The sequence below is a fragment of the Allobosea sp. GW822-FHT03F07 genome, assembly GCF_058801345.1.
The window spans coordinates 1,706,203-1,721,713 of sequence record NZ_JBXAND010000001.1; the positions used below are offsets into that span (position 1 = coordinate 1,706,203).

Here is a 15,511-nt window from a genome sequence, read left to right on the forward strand (position 1 = left end):
CCGTCAAAGCAAAGGACCCCGCCTTCGAGAGGCGGGGTCCGGTCGTCTTTCGGGAACTGCGCCGAGGCTCAGTTCAAGCCTCAGTTCAAGCCTCAGTTCTCATGGGTCATGATGTCGCGATCCTTGGTCTCGGGCACGAAGAGCATGCCGATGACGAAGGTCATGAGCGCGATCACGATCGGGTACCAGAGGCCGTAGAAGATGTCGCCGGTGCCGGCCACCATCGCGAATGAGGTGGCGGGCAGCAGGCCGCCGAACCAGCCATTGCCGATGTGGTAGGGCAGCGACATGCCGGTGTAGCGGATGCGGGTCGGGAAGAGCTCGACCAGGGCGGCGGCGATCGGGCCGTAGACCATCGTCACATAGATCACGAGGACGGTCAGGATCGCGATGATCGTCAGCGACTGGGCGCTCGCCAGCGCGCTGAAGAAGCCGACCTTGACGATGCGCGCATCGCCGGGAGCCGGATAGCCGGCCGCAATCGCTTCCTTGGCGAGGTTGGCCGCGAAGGTTGCGTCGATCGCGATGTCCTTGCCGTTGACGGTGACCTTGGCCGGCGTGCCGGCAGGAGCCGGAGCCTGGGTGTAGACGATCGCCTGCTGCGCCAGCGTGCGGCGGGCGATGTCGCAGGGCTGGGTGAAGGTGCGCACGCCGACCGGATCGAAGACCGAGCCGCAGGTCGCAGGATCGGCGATGACCTGGACCTTGACGTTCTCATGCGCAGCGGCGAGGCCGGGGTTCGCTGCCCGGGTCAGGGCGCCGAAGAGCGGGAAGTAGGTCAGCGCCGCGATCAGGCAACCCGCCAGGATGACGGGCTTGCGGCCGATCCTGTCCGAGAGCGAGCCGAAGAAGATGAAGCCGCCGGTGCCGATGATCAGCGACCAGGCGATCAGCACGTTCGCCGAGTAGAGATCGACCTTCAGGATGCTCTGGATGAAGAACAGGGCGTAGAACTGGCCGGTGTACCAGACGACGGCCTGGCCGGCGGTGAGGCCGAACAGCGCGAGCAGGGCGATCTTGGCGTTCTTCCACTGGCCGAAGGCCTCGGAGAGCGGCGCCTTCGAGCCGGTGCCCTCTTCCTTCATCTTCTTGAAGGCGGGGGATTCCTGCATCTGGAGACGGATCCAGACCGAGATGGCGAGCAGGAAGATCGAGAGCAGGAACGGAATGCGCCAGCCCCAGGCGGCGAAGTCGGCCTCGCCCATGTTGACGCGGATGCCCAGGATCACGATCAGCGACAGCAGCAGGCCGAGCGTCGCCGTGGTCTGGATCCAGGAGGTGTAGAAGCCGCGGCGGCCGGGAGGCGCGTGCTCGGCGACATAGACGGCGGCGCCGCCATACTCGCCGCCCAGCGCGAGTCCCTGCAGCATGCGCAGCGCGATCAGGATGACCGGGGCGATCCAGCCGATCGAATTGTAGCTGGGCAACAGGCCGACCAGGAAGGTCGAGGCGCCCATGATCACGATCGTGACGAGGAAGGTGTATTTGCGGCCGATCAGGTCACCCAGGCGGCCGAAGAAGAGCGCGCCGAACGGACGGACGAGGAAGCCGGCGGCGAAGGCGAGCAGCGCGAAGATCGCGCGGGTATTCGGATCGAAGGCCGAGAAGAAATGCGCGCCGATCATCACGGCGAGCGAGCCGTAGAGATAGAAGTCGTACCACTCGAACACCGTGCCGAGCGACGATGCCAGAATGACGCGCTTTTCTTCCTTGGTCATGGGGCGCGGCGCGACCTTCGCCCCCTGTGCGTTTGCTGCCATGCTCATGGCGTTGTCTCCCCTGCAAATTCCCCGGCAGCGGGACGATCCGCGCTGCCTCGTGGCCTGGCTCGCATTCTGACGCCGCGATGCCAGCGTGCCGGCGCCATGCCTTCAGGCCCAGCGTTCCGGTCTGGTACACAGCAATGCTCGTGACGGGTTCGCTCGGCAATCGAGCACTTCGTCTAACAAAAGCGGACGAATTGGCCTGATATTGCACTTGCGAAGGGGAGAAATCGCACTTTCGTCGCATTCGGCATTTCGGTCGATGCCATGGCTTTGGGCGGGATGCCGGCTCGCGCGGAGGCTTCCGATTAACGATCGCTTAAGACGGCTTTCCCTGGCCGGCGTTCTGCCTATACTCGCGTTCCGGAGGCCTGAAGATGCGGATGAGGAGGAGCGCCATGTCGCGCACCAGAACGATTCGCCTCGCCCTCCTGCTGTCGGTGCTGCTCGCGCCCGCCGGCATGGCCGAGGCCGCCGGAGCGCGGACCGGCTCCTTCGCCAGCGCTCCGAGATCGGTGGCCTACGCGCCGAAGGCGTTTCGCCCGGTCGCCACGGGCCTTCACCAGCGGGTGTCGCGCAGCCACTTTGCTCGGTCTGCCGGCTTGCGCGATCATGGCAACGGGCAATGGCGCCGCCCGGGAGCAGGATTGTTCACCTCGGCGGGCTTCATCGGGCCCTGGGCCTATCCGGCCAGCCCCGTCGCACCGCCCACCCTCCCGGTCGACGACGACACGCCGCGCGGGGGCGATCCCGATTCCTTCGAGAACCTGCCCGTGCGGATGGGGATCGCGCGCGCGCCGACGCCGGAGCCGACGATCTACCGGCTCGAGGGCCGCCGCGACCGGCCGGCCACGCGCGTCATCCGGATCAACGAGCCCGAGCCGAAGCATCGCCGCAGCCGCTTCGCCCATGCCGAAACGGGCGCGCTGCTGCTGATCGTGCCCGGCCGCTGAGAGTGGCTTCGTTTTAGCATCGGATTCGTCCGAAAACCGGATTCCACTTTTCGATCCGATGCTCTAGCGCCGCCGGCTGGCGGCGTAGAGCGCGATCGCGGTCGCGTTGGAGACGTTGAGGCTGGTGATGCTGCCAGGCACCTCCAGCCGTGCAACCTGGTCGCAGAGTTCGCGCGAGCGCTGGCGCAGGCCCTTGCCCTCGGCCCCCATGACCATGACCAGCGGGCGGGTGAGCGTGACATCGTCAAAGGCAACGTCGCCATCCGAATCGAAGCCGATGCGCTGGAAGCCACGCTTGCCGAGCTGGTCGAGCGCATCGCCGAGATTGCGAACGGCGATCAGCGGGACGTGCTCGAGCGCCCCCGAGGCGGATTTCGCCAGAACGCCCGTCGCGGCCGGCGAGTGGCGGATGGTGACGATGACGGCGGCGGCGCCGAAGGCCGCGGCCGAGCGCAGGATCGCACCGACATTATGCGGGTCGGTGATCTGGTCGAGCGCCAGCACCACCGCATCGTCGGGCAGGCTGTCGAGATCGGGCGAGGGCAGGGGATCGCAGACGAGATAGAGACCCTGATGGACCGAATCGGGCGTCAGGAGCCGGTCGATCTCGGAGGGACGCACGATCTCGGCCTGGAGCGGCAGTTCGCCGACCTCCTCCTGCAGGCGCTTCAGTCCGTTTTCGGTCGCGAGCAGGCGGCGATGGCGCCGCTTGGGATTACGCAGTGCCTCGATGACGGGGTGGACGCCGTAAAGCACCGCCTCGTCGATATCGCCGGGGCGATGTGGCGGCGGGCCGTCCTGGCGGCGGAACCGGCTTTGTCCCGGGCCGCCCGGCTTGCCGGGCTTGGGACGAAACGGCGCGGGCATTGGGTTTTCTCCTCGATCGCTGGCGCATGCCCTGACATGCCGGACGGGGCTTGGCCAGCGTGGAATTGCTGCCTTGATGCGCGATGCCCATAGGGCAGGCGGCTTTTTGCCGTTGACAGGGCGCAGCCCCGTCACCATAAGTCCGGCCGCGCCTGTCGCCGTCACGCAAGTGACACGAGAGATCGCCTGCGGCCTGGCCGCAAGCGGCGCGGGCGGGGGAATGTCCCGAGCGGCAAAGGGGGCGGACTGTAAATCCGCTGGCTATGCCTTCGCAGGTTCGAGTCCTGCTTCCCCCACCACCCTTCTTTTGTTGACCGCGAGCGCGCCGCACGCTGGTGCTTGGCCGTCCAGGCTTCCCCGAAATGCCGTTGCCGTCGATCGGCCGGTTAGACGCCGATGGGCATGGCTCGCTTGCCGCGATGGCGTGAGCCGCCAGCCCGTCGCCTGTCGAATGGCCAGGACGGTTCCCTGTCGCCTTTGATTGTTTTACCCTCAGAACCGAGCAAAATCATCGGCAGATGGAGGTAAAATGGCCCGGCCGTCGGACGCCCGAAAAGATCAGGAACTGATCAATATCCTGACCGCCAATGCGCGCATTCCCCTGGCGGAGGTCGCCAAGACGCTGGGCGTCTCGCGCGCGACGGTGCAGGGGCGCCTGAGCCGGCTCGAGCGCGAGGGCGTCATCGTCGGCTATACGACGATCCTGGGTAAGGAAGACGCCGAGAATACAGCGCTTTCGGCCATCATCATGGTCGAGCTCGAAGTCAAGCAGCAAGGCAATGTGATTCCGCTGCTGCGCAAGCGCCCCGAAGTCATTCAGTGTTACACGCTCAGCGGGCATTTCGATCTATTCGTGAAGATCCGATGCGCAACGCCGACACATCTCGACGAGATCATCGACTGGATCGCCGAGATGGATGGGGTCCGCCGGACGACCTCGTCGATTCTTCTCGCGCGCAAGTTCGAAAGGTGAGCAGAGAACGGGCAAAACCCAGCCTCGCAGGCGGGCAATGCGCTCGATTTCTATGCATTTTTTCTAGTTTCACTCTGAAATCATGCGTTACCCATCAATGGGTACGAATATTCCGTCGATCTCCGGCGATCTGAATATTTATGTCGGCTTTACGCTCCCCGACAAAAGGAAAGAACCAAGGAGCATCCGGGATGAATGGCGCTTCCGCTCTCGTGAGCATGCTGTCCGACTATGGCGTGGACGTCATTTTCGGGGTACCGGGCGACACCAATGTCGCCTTGTACGAAGCGCTCAGGACGGCGGGTAACGGTCCACGCCACATTATGTGCCGGGACGAGCGTTCTGCGGTGTTCATGGCCGATTGCTATGCAAGGCTCTCTGGCAAGCCGGGCGTGGCCGAGGTGCCGAGCGGGGCCGGCGCGCTCTATGGCCTTCCCGGTGTCGCCGAAGCCAACAAGTCGTCCGTCCCGCTCATCCTGCTCGTCAACGACATTCCGCAGCCCGGCGTCGGGCGCGGCACGCTGACGGAGCTTGCGGTCGATGACCTGTTCCGGCCGATCGCGAAGCGCACCGAAACGCTGCGGCACATCGCCAAGCTGCCGGAACTGGTGCGGCGAGCCTTCCGCGAGGCAACCGCGGGCCGCCCGGGCGCTGTCGTCCTGACCTTGCCGGAGGACATCCTCTACCAGACGCTGCCGGAGACCGGGGTTTCCCTACATATAGAGGCGCAATGCAGCCGCGCGCCCTCGTCGCGGACGCGCCCGCCGGAAGCCGATCTGGCACGGGCGCTCGACTGCATGCTCGCCGCCCGGCGCCCGGTCATCGTGGCCGGGGGCGGCGCAAATCGCTCGGGCGCGGCGGCGGCGGTGACCGGTTTCGCGGAGCGGCTGCAGATCCCGGTGGTCACGACCATCACAGGGCAGGGGATCATTCGGGACGACCACAGGCTCGGTATCGGCATCATCGGCGACAACGGCTTCCACCCGCATGCGATCTGGGCGCTGGGGCGGGCGGATCTCGTCATCTATGTCGGCTGCCGCATGGGCTCGGTCGCGACGATGAACTGGCAGTGGCCCGTCCCGAGCGGCGGTACCCGGATCGTGCAGATCGATCTCGATCCGGAGACGATCGGCAACACCTACCCCATCGACGAGCCGCTGGTCGGCGACGCGCAGGCGGTGATCGAGGCTTTGCTCGCCAGGATCCCTGCCGAGTTCGAGCCCGGGACGGACGCATGGGTCAGCGAGATCAACGCTCGCAGGGCCGAGTTCTGGGACGCGATGGCGCCCTGTCTCCAGGACGATACGGTGCCGTTGCGGCCGGAGCGCGTGATCGAGGCGCTGAACCGGCATGTACCGACGCCGTGCCATGTCGTCTCGGATGCCGGCACGGCGACGCCCTATGCCACACGCTTCCTGCGGCTGCGCGATCCGGAATCGAAGCTCGTGATCCCGCGCTTCTTCGGCGGGCTGGGCTATGCCATCCCGGCCGTGGTCGGCGCTCATTTCGCGGCGCCGCATCTGCGGCCGGTCGCCCTGTTCGGCGACGGGTCGCTCGGCATGTCGGCGGGTGAACTGGAGACGCTGGCGCGGCTGCAGATCCCGGCCGTGCTGATCCATTTCAACAATGCCTGCTTCGGCTGGATCAAGGCCTTGCAGCGCGTGACCGAGCGGGTTCATGCCAGCGAGGCAGGTGCATTGCTTGGTACCGGCACGAACGATCCGAGCTTTGCGGTCGACTTCGGCGCCTATGACATGAGCAAGCTCGCGGCCGTGTACGGCATCCGCGGCTATCGCGTCGAGACGCCGCAGCAACTGGAGACGGCGCTGACCGAAGCCTTCGCGCTGAACGAGCCGGTCTTCCTCGACATCGCCGTCGAATCCATCGCCGACCGGCTGCCCCCGGTCTTCTCCTGGCTGCAGAAGGCTGGGGTCGATCCCGAGGCGGTCGGTGTCCAGGCGGCCCTTTAAACGTTCAAGACCGGAGACAAGAGCATGAAAATCGAGCGCAAGCGGATCGCTGTGCTGGGCGCCGGGCAGATCGGCGCGATCATCGCCGGAATGCTGGCGGAGCATGGGCACCAGGTCACGCTGGCCGATGCGTCACCCGCCCAACTCGCCCTGGCGGCGGGGCAGGGCTTTGCGACCGAGACGGTCGATGCGGCCGATCTCAACGCGTTGAGGGCTTTCCTGGCTGAGCGCGACATCGTCGTCAGCGCCTGCCCGTATTTCCTCAACAAGGGCATCGCCCGCGTCGCCGTCGAGACCGGCACGCACTATTTCGACCTGACCGAGGATGTGGAGACGACCGCCTACATCAAGCAGATAGGGGCTGGCGCCAACGTCGCGCTGGTTCCGCAATGCGGGCTGGCGCCCGGTTTCATCTGCATTCTGGGCGCCGACATGGCGGCGCGCTTCGACAGCGTGAAGACGATCAAGATGCGGGTCGGGGCGTTGCCGCTCTATCCGACCAATGCGTTACGCTACAATGTCACCTGGTCGGTCGATGGGCTGATCAACGAATATTGCAACCCGTGCGAGATCGTCTTCGACGGCCAGCCGATCCTGGTGCCGGCGCTCGAAGGGCTCGAAAGCGTGATGATCGACGGCGTCGCCTATGAGGCCTTCAATACCTCCGGCGGGCTCGGCACTCTGACCGAGACGCTGGCCGGGAAGGTCCGCGACATGAGCTACAAGACGCTGCGCTATCCCGGCCATGCCGAGATCATGAAGCTCCTGCTGCGCGGGCTCGAACTCGCGGATGACAAGGAGACGATGCGGCGCATCCTCAGCCATTCCGCGCCGTTCACGCGCAAGGACGTGGTGATCGTCTTCGTCACCGGGATCGGCGAGAAGGCCGGGCGCCTGGAGGAGGACAGCATCGTGCTGCGCTATGACGGCACGCCGGCGATGAGCGCGATCCAGCTCACCACCGCCGCCGGCTGCGTCGCGATGGTCGAGCTTTTCCTCGCCGGCAAGCTGCCGCAGCAGGGCTTCGTGCGCCAGGAGGATGCGATGCTGGCCGACTTCCTCGCGACGAAGGCAGGCTTGCGGCTGTCGAGCGAACTGCGCGGGGCGCAGGGCAGTGGGGAGTTCAACGTACAAGACAGGCGCAACGCCGCCTGATCATCTGACCAACGAAAAGGAGGCCGGTGCAACGGCCGAATCATCGACGCTCACAACAACAAGGGGATCACCATGATTTCGCGCAGGGATATCGCAACCGCCATCGGCGCCGCCGCCTCGGGCATCGCCGCAGTGAACATCATCTCGCCGGCAGCCGCGCAGGCCCCGGCGAACGAGACCACCTTCGATCGCGTCCGCCGCACCAAGAAGCTGCGCATCGGCGCGGTCGCTGGTGCGGCGCCCTACTACATGAAGGACATCGCCACCGGCCAATGGGGCGGCTTCTACATCGACCTGTCCAAGGCGCTGGCCGAGGAACTCGAGGTCGAGCTCGAGATCACCGAGACGACCTGGGGCAATTCGGTCCTCGATCTGCAGTCCGGCAAGACGGACATCTTCTTCGGCCTGAACCCGACGCCCAAGCGCGCCCTGGTGATCGATTTTTCCGTGCCGGTGTTCAACAACGCCTTCACGATGATCGCCAAGAAAGGCCTCGGCAAGAAGACCTGGGACGAGTTCAACAACCCCGCCGTGAAGATCACGGTCGATGCCGGCTCGTCGCAGGACCAGGTCGCGACGCGGCTGTGCCCGAAGGCGCAGATCTCGCGCTTCAAGGCGGTGGACGAGGCCGCGACGGCCGTGATGACCGGCCGCGCCGATGCGCAGTGCATCGTGATGATGCTCTCGCTGACGATGCTGAAGAAGAACCCGCAGCTCGGCGAACTCGTCGTCCCGACCCCGGTCTTCGCCACGACCTCGAATGCGGGCTTCCGCCGCGAGGCCGACAAGACCTGGCGCGACTACGTCAACACCTGGCTCGAATTCAACCGCGGCCTCGGCCTGATCCGCAGCGTCATCATCAAGAACATGGAAGCGGTCGGCATCACCGAGGCCGACATGCCGGCCGGCATCACGCTCTGATCGCGCTGGTCTCAGTCCGAACCGCGCCGTCATCCCGGGCGTAGCGAAGCGAAGACCCGGGATCCATTCTGGAACCCTTCCGACAGAGGTTCTGGAATGAATCCCGGGTCGACTTGCAGTCGCCCGGAATGATGGCGCGGTTTTCCCGGATTGCCCGACGCTCTTGTCACGGCATGTCATCCCTCGACCGGACCTCGCCTCATGTATCAATGGGATTTCAATTTCCTCTGGAGCTATCGCTGGCTGTTCCTGAACGGGCTCGGCATCACGGTCGGCTTCACCGTGGCGATCGTCGTGCTGGGGCTGGTGATCGGGCTCACCGGCGCTCTGGCGAAGCTCTCCTCCTTCGCGCCGCTGCGCTGGCTGGCGCATGGCTATATCGAGGTCTTCCGCTGCACGCCGGTGCTGGTGCAGCTCGTCTGGTTCTACTATGCCCTGCCGATCCTCAGCGGCATCGAGATTTCCGCGATCACGGCGTCGATCCTGGCGCTCTCGCTCTATGGCGGGTCGTTCTACGCGGAGATCATCCGCGGCGGCATCGTTTCGATCGATCCCGGCCAGTCGGAGGCTGCGGCCGCGCTCGGCATGACGCCCTATCAGTCGATGCGCCGGATCATCCTGCCGCAGGCGCTTAAGCGCATGGTGCCGCCGCTGATGAACCAGTCGATCATCCAGTTCAAGAACACCTCGCTGGTCTCGGTGCTGGCGGTGCCGGACCTGCTCTATCAGGGCCAGATCGCGGCCCATGACAGCTACCGGCCGCTGGAGGTCTATACTGCCGTGGCCGTCGCCTATTTCCTGCTTCTCTACCCGCTGACGATCATCGTCCGGCAGGGCGAGAAGAAGCTCGCCACGAGCGATTGAGGTCCCGCGATGAACAGCCAGGCGAAGATCGAGATCGCGGCGCTGCGCAAGCAGTTCGGGGACCTCGTCGTCCTCAAGGACATCAATCTCAACGTCGAGCAGGGGCAGGTCGTTGCGCTGATCGGCCCGTCGGGCTCCGGCAAGTCGACGCTGCTGCGCTGCATCAACCTGCTGGTGACGCCGAATGGCGGCCAGGTGCGGGTCGGCTCCGACAGCTTTTCCTTCGGGCCGGGCACGAAGCTGCCGGGCACGCGTGAACTCGCCCGCTTCCGCGCCGGCACCGGCATGGTGTTCCAGCACTTCAACCTGTTCCCGCACATGACCGCGCTCGGCAACGTCATGGAGGCGCCGGTCACGGTGCGCGGCAAGAGCAAGCAGGCGGCGCGCGAGCATGCGCTGGCGCTGCTCGCCAAGGTCGGGCTCGCCGATAAGGTCGACGAATATCCGAGCCGGCTTTCGGGTGGCCAGAAGCAGCGCGTCGCGATCGCGCGTGCGCTGGCCATGGAGCCCGATGTGATGCTGTTCGACGAGGCGACCTCGGCGCTCGATCCCGAACTCGTCGGCGAGGTACTCGGCGTCATGCAGAAGCTTGCCGCGGAGGGCATGACGATGGTGATCGTCACCCATGAAATCGCCTTCGCCCGCGAGGTCGCCGACCGGGTGATCTTCATGCGCGACGGCGTCGTCGTCGAAGAGGGGCCGGCCCGCCAAGTGATCGACACACCGCGCGAGGCGGCGACGCAGGCCTTCCTCGGCCATTTCCATCGCGGCGGCGCGCAGGCACAGGCATAGCGGCATGACGAAGCCCATGCGCGTCTATCTCGTCACTGGCGCGGCGAGCGGCATCGGCCGCGCGACCGCGCTGCATCTCGCCGGTCCGGGCGTCGGCCTCGTGCTGCATACCGGCTCCAACCAGGCCGGGCTCGATGCCGTCGCGGATCAGGCGCGCAGCGCCGGCGCCACGGTTGCGACCGTTCTCGGCGACATCGCAGCGCCGGAGACCCTGGATCGGGCCATCGCTCTTGCCGGTGATCGCTTCGCTCGCCTCGATGGGGTGATCGCGGTCGCCGGCCACGCCCGCAAGGGCGCCATCATGGACCTGCTGGAGGCCGACTTCCGTCAGGCCATGGATGAATCGGCGCTGGCGCTGATGCGAATGACGCGTCTGGGGCGGGCCTTGCTGAAGGAGAGCGGGAGCGGGCGCATCGTCGCGACCTCGTCCTTCGTCGCCCATGCGCTGCGCACCGACATGCAGCCCTTTGCGGCGACGGCGGCGAGCCGCTCGGCGCTCGAAACCACGGTCCGGCTGATGGCGCATGAACTGGCGGCCGACGCGATCACCGTCAATGCCGTCGCGCCCGGTCTGATCCGCAAGGACGACAGCAAGGGCAGCAAGCTCTCGCCCGAGGCCATCGCCCGCATGGAGGCGATCATTCCGCTCGGGCGGCGCGGCCTGCCGGAAGAGGTCGCCGCCGTGATCGGCTTCCTCGCCTCGCCGGCGGCGTCCTACGTCACGGGCCAGACGATCCACGTCAACGGGGGGCTCGTATGAGCCTGCAGGTCATGAATATGGCGACGGTCGAACGCATCCGGCTCTTCTTCATCGAGAGCCCGATCAAGATGGCACGGCTCCAGGGCGTCGGCAACGTCAAGGGCACGGTCAAGCGCGTGCTGGTCGAGCTGACCGCCAGCGACGGTGCCATCGGCTGGGGCGAGGCGGCCCCGTGGGAGGTCTTCACCGGCACGGCCGAGGCGGCGCTGGCGGCCATCGACGTCTATCTCCGCCCGGTGCTGATCGGGCGTCCGATCAGGCGCATCCGCGAGACGACGGCGCTGCTCGACAAGGTGCTGGTGGGACATGCCGAGGCCAAGGTCGCCATCGAGATGGCGCTGTTCGACATCGTCGGCAAGCAATCCGGCCTGTCGGTTGCGGACCTGCTCGGCGGGCGGGTGCGCGATACGATCCCGCTGTCCTTCTCGATCGCCGATCCGGATTTCGCGGCGGATCTGGAGCGGATGCGGGTCATGGTTCCGGCCGGCAACGTGATCTACAAGGTCAAGACCGGCGTGAAGCCGCACCGCGAAGACCTCGCCCATCTCGAGGCCATGCGCTCCGAATTCGGCGACGCGATCGACCTGCGGCTCGACTACAATCAGGCGCTGCAACCCTTCGGCGCGATCAAGATCCTGCGCGATGTCGACCAGTTCAGGCCGACCTTCATCGAGCAGCCCGTGCCGCGTCCGCATCTCGACGCGATGGCTTCGTTCGTGGCCGCGCTGGACACGCCGATCCTCGCCGACGAGAGCTGCTTCGACGCCCGCGACCTGAACGAGATCATCCGGCTCAAGGCGGCGAACGCCATCTCGGTGAAGCTGATGAAGGCGGGCGGGCTGCTCAAGGCGCAAGGCATCATGGCGATCGCCGACACGGCCGGGCTGCCGGGCTATGGCGGCACGCTCTGGGAGGGCGGCATTGGGCTCGCCGCGGGCACGCAGCTCATCGCCGCGACGCCGGGCATCTCGCTCGGCTGCGAGTTCTACATGCCGCATCACGTGCTCACCGAGGACGTGCTGGAGGAAAAGGTCGCCAATCGCGGCGGCCATGTCGTCGTGCCCGAGGGACCGGGTCTCGGCATCCGAGTCAGCGAGGCTTCGATCCGGGCCAATGCCCGCGTGCTCGCCGAACACTGAGGCGCTGCCCAGCGACGGGAGACCAAGGCGCGGCTCCGCCGCGCTGCCTGTTGCAAATGACGTAAGAGCAGGCCGAAGCCGGAAGGGCGATTGCCCTCGTGCCGAAACCGTGCCCTATTTCCGCACCTGTCGGTCGAAATTGCGCCAGGTCGAGCCTGCACGGGGGTGGATGGTGTCGCATAAAGACAAGAACAAGCATCGGATTTCGGCGGCTGGCCCGCTCCTCGCCCTCAGTATCGCCATGACACTCGGTGGCTGTCTTTCCAGCGGTGACGAGCCGCGGGCCGGGACACAGGTTGCCTCCGCCATCGTGGCGCCGACCAATATCGGCGTGGAGAAGCTGATCGGGAGCTGGGGCATCGCCTCCTTCCACACCGAGAAGGACCGCAAGCGCACCGAGGCCCAGGCCAAGGCGGGCTGCAGCCAGCCCTATGTGATCAGGAAGGGGCCTGACGACGGCGTCATGATGCATGTCGCGGATGATGCCAAGCTCTACGAACTCAGGCTCAAGGCCGGGCCGGGCGGCAAGACATTCCTCGGTTTCGAGGCGCCTCCCGGCGATCCCCAGGATCGCGAGATCCTTTCGGCGAGCGACACGATGCTCGTCATGCGCTTCGTCGATCCCGACGCGCATCGCCGTTACGGCACCTTCATCTATGTACGTTGTCGCTGAGTGGGAGAACCGGAGATGACTTCCAGGACCGTTTCCCTGGCGCGGGCCGGCTTGTTCGGAGCGGCGCTGGCCGCCGCTCTGTCGATGACGCTGACGGCCTCCGCCCAGCCGCGACCGCCTGCCGCGGTGCAGGAGACGATGAATATTGGCGACGAGCCGGGCCGGGTTTCCACCGAAGAGGTCAGCATCACGGAGGGGCCCTATGCTCGCCAGATGGTGCTGTTCCGCTCCAACGAGCCGCCCGGCACCGTCGTGATCCAGTCGGCCGAGCGCTTCCTCTATGTCGTGCAGGGCAATGGCCGCGCGCTGCGCTACGGCATCGGTGTCGGCCGCGAGGGCTTCCAGTGGTCAGGGCAGGTGCAGGTCAGCCGCAAGGCGGAATGGCCGGACTGGCGCCCGCCGCCGGAAATGCTGCAGCGCCAGCCCTATCTGCCGCGCTTCATGGCCGGCGGGCCGGGCAATCCGATGGGCGCGCGGGCGCTCTATCTCGGCTCGACGGTCTTCCGTATCCACGGCACCAACCAGCCCGAGACGATCGGGGAGGCGATCTCGTCGGGCTGCTTCCGGCTCGCCAATGGCGACATCGCCGATCTCTATGAGCGCGTGCCGCTCGGAACCAAGGTGATCATCCGCCACAAAGCCACGCTGTAATCGGCGCCGTCACGACGGCTCGCCAGGGAAACGGGGGATAGCTGCATGTCGAAGGTTTCGCGGATGCGTGAATGCTCGCTCGGCATCATCGCGGCCGGCGCCCTGGCGCTTGGCCTTAGCGTGCCAGCCGGAGCCGGGACGCTCGAAACAGTCAAGCAGAGGGGGACCCTCTCCTGCGGCGTCAGCGAGGGGCTGAACGGCTTCTCGGACAAGGATGCGCAGGGCAAGTGGAGCGGTTTCGACGTCGATTTCTGCCGCGCGCTCGCAGCCGCCGTGCTCGGGGATCCGCAGAAGGTCACCTTCACGCCGCTCTCCGCCAGCGAGCGTTTCGATGCGTTGAAATCGGCGAAGGTCGACCTGCTCTCGCGCAATTCGACCTGGACGCTCGGACGTGAGGCCGAGCTCGGGCTCGCCTTCGCCGGGATCACCTATCATGACGGGCAGGGCTTCCTCGCCAAGCGCGCGCTGAAGATTGATGGCGCGCTGGCGCTCGACAAGGCGAAGATCTGCGTCGAGGCGGGCACCACTACCCAGATCAATCTCGCGGATTTCTTCCGGGCCAATTCGATGACCTATGAGGAGAAGGTCTTTCCGAGTGCGGCCGAAGCCTTCGCCGCTTTCGAGTCCGGGCAGTGCGACGTGCTGACCCGCGATCAGTCGGCGCTCTATGGCGAAAGGCTGCGCCTCGCCAAGCCGGCCGAGGCGATCGTCCTGCCCGACGTGATCTCGAAGGAGCCATTGGGGCCGGTCGTCCGCAGCGATGACTTTCCCTGGTTCACCGTGGTCAAATGGGTGAACTTCGCGCTGATCAACGCAGAAGAACTCGGGATTTCCTCGACCAATCTCGAAGAGGCACTGAAGTCGCAGAAGCCGGATGTGCGGCGCTTCACTGGCGCCGAGGGCGGCTTCGGCAAGGGGCTCGGCCTCGATGCGGATTGGGCCGTTCGGGCGGTCAAGGCGACGGGCAGCTATGCCGAGATCTATGAGCGCAATCTCGGCACGAGCTCGAAACTGAGCATCCCGCGTGCCCTCAACCAGCTCTGGAACATGGGCGGCGTGCTTTACGCTCCGCCGATGCGCTGATGCCAAGTCAACAGCGCGCGGCCTGGTAGGTCGCCAGTTCCTCGGTGACGACGGCGAGGAAGCCGTCGACGAGGACGTTGTTGAGGTGATGGCTCGGGAACAGAGCGTTGCCGTGGAACATGATCCGCGGCTCGAACGGCCGAAAGGCGATGCCGCTGCGGCGGTAGTCGTCGGCCGCGATCGGGTTGACGATGCCGATCCCGAGCCCCTGTTCGACCAGCGCGCAGATCGTCGCGCCAAAGGGCGATTCCAGCGTGAGCTGCCGGCGCACGCCCGCACGTTCGAAGATGCGGTCGACCCGGTTGCGTGCGCCGTCCTCCAGCGACAGCGAAATGAAGGACTCGCCCTCGAGATCCTCGGGCACGATGACCTCGCGCTCGGCCAGCCTGTGGCCGGGCGGAAGCGCGCAGAGGCCGGGCACCGTGTAGAGGTGGCGCTGTTCGATCGAGGGCGTATCGACGATGTTGGCGACGAAGCCGATGTCGCAGTAATAGGCCGACATCCAGCGGGTGACGGTGCCGTCGCTGCCCATCTGCAGCGAGATCGTGACATTTGGAAAGCGCTGCTTGAACAAGCGGATGCAGCGCGGAATGAAACCGAGCGCCATCACCGGCATGGCCGCGATACGCAGGCGCCCGGTGCCGAAGGCTTTGATGTCCCTGGCCGCCTGCGACAGGTTCTCCAGGCCGAGGAAGCTGCGCTCGACCTCGCGGTAGAATGACAGCCCCTCATCGGTCGGCCGGATGCGGCCTGCCTTGCGCTCGAACAGCTTCAGATGGGTTGCCGCCTCGAGCTCGGCGATGAGGCGGCTGATACTCGGCTGCGAGGTCCGCAACTCCTGGGCCGCTGCGGTCATCGAGCCGCGCAGCATGATGCTCCGGAACGCTTCGACCTGCCGCAGATTCATGCCGACCTTATATCACCAGTGAATAGGAGCGCCAAAAACT

The 15,511-nt window shown here is 66.0% G+C and carries 15 protein-coding genes and 1 tRNA gene; 13 read left to right on the forward strand and 3 right to left on the reverse strand.

The features are described from left to right. Positions 1-92 precede the first annotated feature (92 nt). Positions 93-1,718, reverse strand: coding sequence for an MFS transporter (locus AC1RMY_RS08225; RefSeq protein ID WP_492863580.1), 1,626 nt, complete (start codon positions 1,716-1,718; stop codon positions 93-95). Positions 1,719-2,161: 443 nt separating this feature from the next. Between AC1RMY_RS08225 and AC1RMY_RS08230 the strand changes: the two genes are divergently transcribed. After that, a complete protein-coding gene (locus AC1RMY_RS08230; protein WP_492863460.1) occupies positions 2,162-2,716 on the forward strand; it encodes a hypothetical protein in 555 nt (184 codons plus the stop codon). Positions 2,717-2,779: 63 nt separating this feature from the next. Here AC1RMY_RS08230 and rlmB read toward each other — a convergent pair whose 3' ends face one another. Next, positions 2,780-3,583 (reverse strand): 23S rRNA (guanosine(2251)-2'-O)-methyltransferase RlmB, encoded by an 804-nt coding sequence (rlmB, locus tag AC1RMY_RS08235; RefSeq protein WP_492863461.1) that lies wholly within the window; start codon positions 3,581-3,583, stop codon positions 2,780-2,782. 214 nt (positions 3,584-3,797) lie between these two features. Here rlmB and AC1RMY_RS08240 point away from each other — a divergent pair. The 12 genes from AC1RMY_RS08240 (at position 3,798) to AC1RMY_RS08295 (ending at position 14,564) form a co-directional block, all read left to right on the forward strand. Beyond that, positions 3,798-3,882, forward strand: a tRNA-Tyr gene (locus AC1RMY_RS08240). Between the two features lie 230 nt (positions 3,883-4,112). Beyond that, positions 4,113-4,556 carry an Lrp/AsnC family transcriptional regulator gene (locus AC1RMY_RS08245; RefSeq protein WP_492863462.1) on the forward strand — a complete coding sequence of 148 codons (444 nt, stop codon included), beginning with the start codon at positions 4,113-4,115 and terminating at the stop codon, positions 4,554-4,556. A gap of 191 nt (positions 4,557-4,747) precedes the next feature. Beyond that, positions 4,748-6,526 (forward strand): thiamine pyrophosphate-binding protein, encoded by a 1,779-nt coding sequence (locus AC1RMY_RS08250; protein WP_492863463.1) that lies wholly within the window; start codon positions 4,748-4,750, stop codon positions 6,524-6,526. Positions 6,527-6,550: 24 nt separating this feature from the next. Further along, entirely contained in the window at positions 6,551-7,681 is a 1,131-nt protein-coding gene (locus AC1RMY_RS08255) for a saccharopine dehydrogenase family protein (RefSeq protein WP_492863464.1), read from the forward strand. Positions 7,682-7,753: 72 nt separating this feature from the next. Beyond that, positions 7,754-8,602 carry a transporter substrate-binding domain-containing protein gene (locus AC1RMY_RS08260; protein WP_492863465.1) on the forward strand — a complete coding sequence of 283 codons (849 nt, stop codon included), beginning with the start codon at positions 7,754-7,756 and terminating at the stop codon, positions 8,600-8,602. Positions 8,603-8,803: 201 nt separating this feature from the next. Further along, entirely contained in the window at positions 8,804-9,466 is a 663-nt protein-coding gene (locus AC1RMY_RS08265) for an amino acid ABC transporter permease (protein WP_492863466.1), read from the forward strand. Positions 9,467-9,475: 9 nt separating this feature from the next. Beyond that, entirely contained in the window at positions 9,476-10,258 is a 783-nt protein-coding gene (locus AC1RMY_RS08270) for an amino acid ABC transporter ATP-binding protein (protein ID WP_492863467.1), read from the forward strand. Positions 10,259-10,262: 4 nt separating this feature from the next. Beyond that, the gene (locus tag AC1RMY_RS08275) at positions 10,263-11,018 is read left to right on the forward strand and encodes an SDR family NAD(P)-dependent oxidoreductase (RefSeq protein ID WP_492863468.1); all 756 of its coding nucleotides are present in this window, start codon (positions 10,263-10,265) and stop codon (positions 11,016-11,018) included. Positions 11,019-11,029: 11 nt separating this feature from the next. Then, entirely contained in the window at positions 11,030-12,157 is a 1,128-nt protein-coding gene (locus AC1RMY_RS08280; protein ID WP_492863581.1) for an enolase C-terminal domain-like protein, read from the forward strand. Between the two features lie 169 nt (positions 12,158-12,326). Then, positions 12,327-12,830: a hypothetical protein gene (locus AC1RMY_RS08285; RefSeq protein ID WP_492863469.1), complete on the forward strand. Its 504-nt coding sequence runs from the start codon at positions 12,327-12,329 to the stop codon at positions 12,828-12,830. A 15-nt stretch (positions 12,831-12,845) separates the two neighbouring features. Next, on the forward strand, positions 12,846-13,481 hold the full coding sequence (locus tag AC1RMY_RS08290; RefSeq protein WP_492863470.1) for a L,D-transpeptidase: 636 nt from the start codon (positions 12,846-12,848) through the stop codon (positions 13,479-13,481). Between the two features lie 63 nt (positions 13,482-13,544). Beyond that, entirely contained in the window at positions 13,545-14,564 is a 1,020-nt protein-coding gene (locus AC1RMY_RS08295) for an amino acid ABC transporter substrate-binding protein (protein WP_492863582.1), read from the forward strand. Between the two features lie 7 nt (positions 14,565-14,571). On the opposite strand, the gene AC1RMY_RS08300 is transcribed toward AC1RMY_RS08295, so the two are convergent. Further along, positions 14,572-15,471 (reverse strand): LysR substrate-binding domain-containing protein, encoded by a 900-nt coding sequence (locus AC1RMY_RS08300; RefSeq protein ID WP_492863471.1) that lies wholly within the window; start codon positions 15,469-15,471, stop codon positions 14,572-14,574. Positions 15,472-15,511 lie beyond the last annotated feature (40 nt).

Coding starts and splice junctions, on each gene's coding strand:
- AC1RMY_RS08295 (WP_492863582.1), top strand. CDS start 13,545: ATGCGTGAATGCTCGCTCGGCATCATCGCGGCCGGCGCCCTGGCGCTT.
- rlmB (WP_492863461.1), bottom strand. CDS start 3,583: ATGCCCGCGCCGTTTCGTCCCAAGCCCGGCAAGCCGGGCGGCCCGGGA.
- AC1RMY_RS08265 (WP_492863466.1), top strand. CDS start 8,804: ATGTATCAATGGGATTTCAATTTCCTCTGGAGCTATCGCTGGCTGTTC.
- AC1RMY_RS08290 (WP_492863470.1), top strand. CDS start 12,846: ATGACTTCCAGGACCGTTTCCCTGGCGCGGGCCGGCTTGTTCGGAGCG.
- AC1RMY_RS08270 (WP_492863467.1), top strand. CDS start 9,476: ATGAACAGCCAGGCGAAGATCGAGATCGCGGCGCTGCGCAAGCAGTTC.
- AC1RMY_RS08225 (WP_492863580.1), bottom strand. CDS start 1,718: ATGACCAAGGAAGAAAAGCGCGTCATTCTGGCATCGTCGCTCGGCACG.
- AC1RMY_RS08255 (WP_492863464.1), top strand. CDS start 6,551: ATGAAAATCGAGCGCAAGCGGATCGCTGTGCTGGGCGCCGGGCAGATC.
- AC1RMY_RS08300 (WP_492863471.1), bottom strand. CDS start 15,471: ATGAATCTGCGGCAGGTCGAAGCGTTCCGGAGCATCATGCTGCGCGGC.
- AC1RMY_RS08285 (WP_492863469.1), top strand. CDS start 12,327: ATGGTGTCGCATAAAGACAAGAACAAGCATCGGATTTCGGCGGCTGGC.
- AC1RMY_RS08260 (WP_492863465.1), top strand. CDS start 7,754: ATGATTTCGCGCAGGGATATCGCAACCGCCATCGGCGCCGCCGCCTCG.
- AC1RMY_RS08245 (WP_492863462.1), top strand. CDS start 4,113: ATGGCCCGGCCGTCGGACGCCCGAAAAGATCAGGAACTGATCAATATC.
- AC1RMY_RS08230 (WP_492863460.1), top strand. CDS start 2,162: ATGTCGCGCACCAGAACGATTCGCCTCGCCCTCCTGCTGTCGGTGCTG.
- AC1RMY_RS08250 (WP_492863463.1), top strand. CDS start 4,748: ATGAATGGCGCTTCCGCTCTCGTGAGCATGCTGTCCGACTATGGCGTG.
- AC1RMY_RS08280 (WP_492863581.1), top strand. CDS start 11,030: ATGAATATGGCGACGGTCGAACGCATCCGGCTCTTCTTCATCGAGAGC.
- AC1RMY_RS08275 (WP_492863468.1), top strand. CDS start 10,263: ATGACGAAGCCCATGCGCGTCTATCTCGTCACTGGCGCGGCGAGCGGC.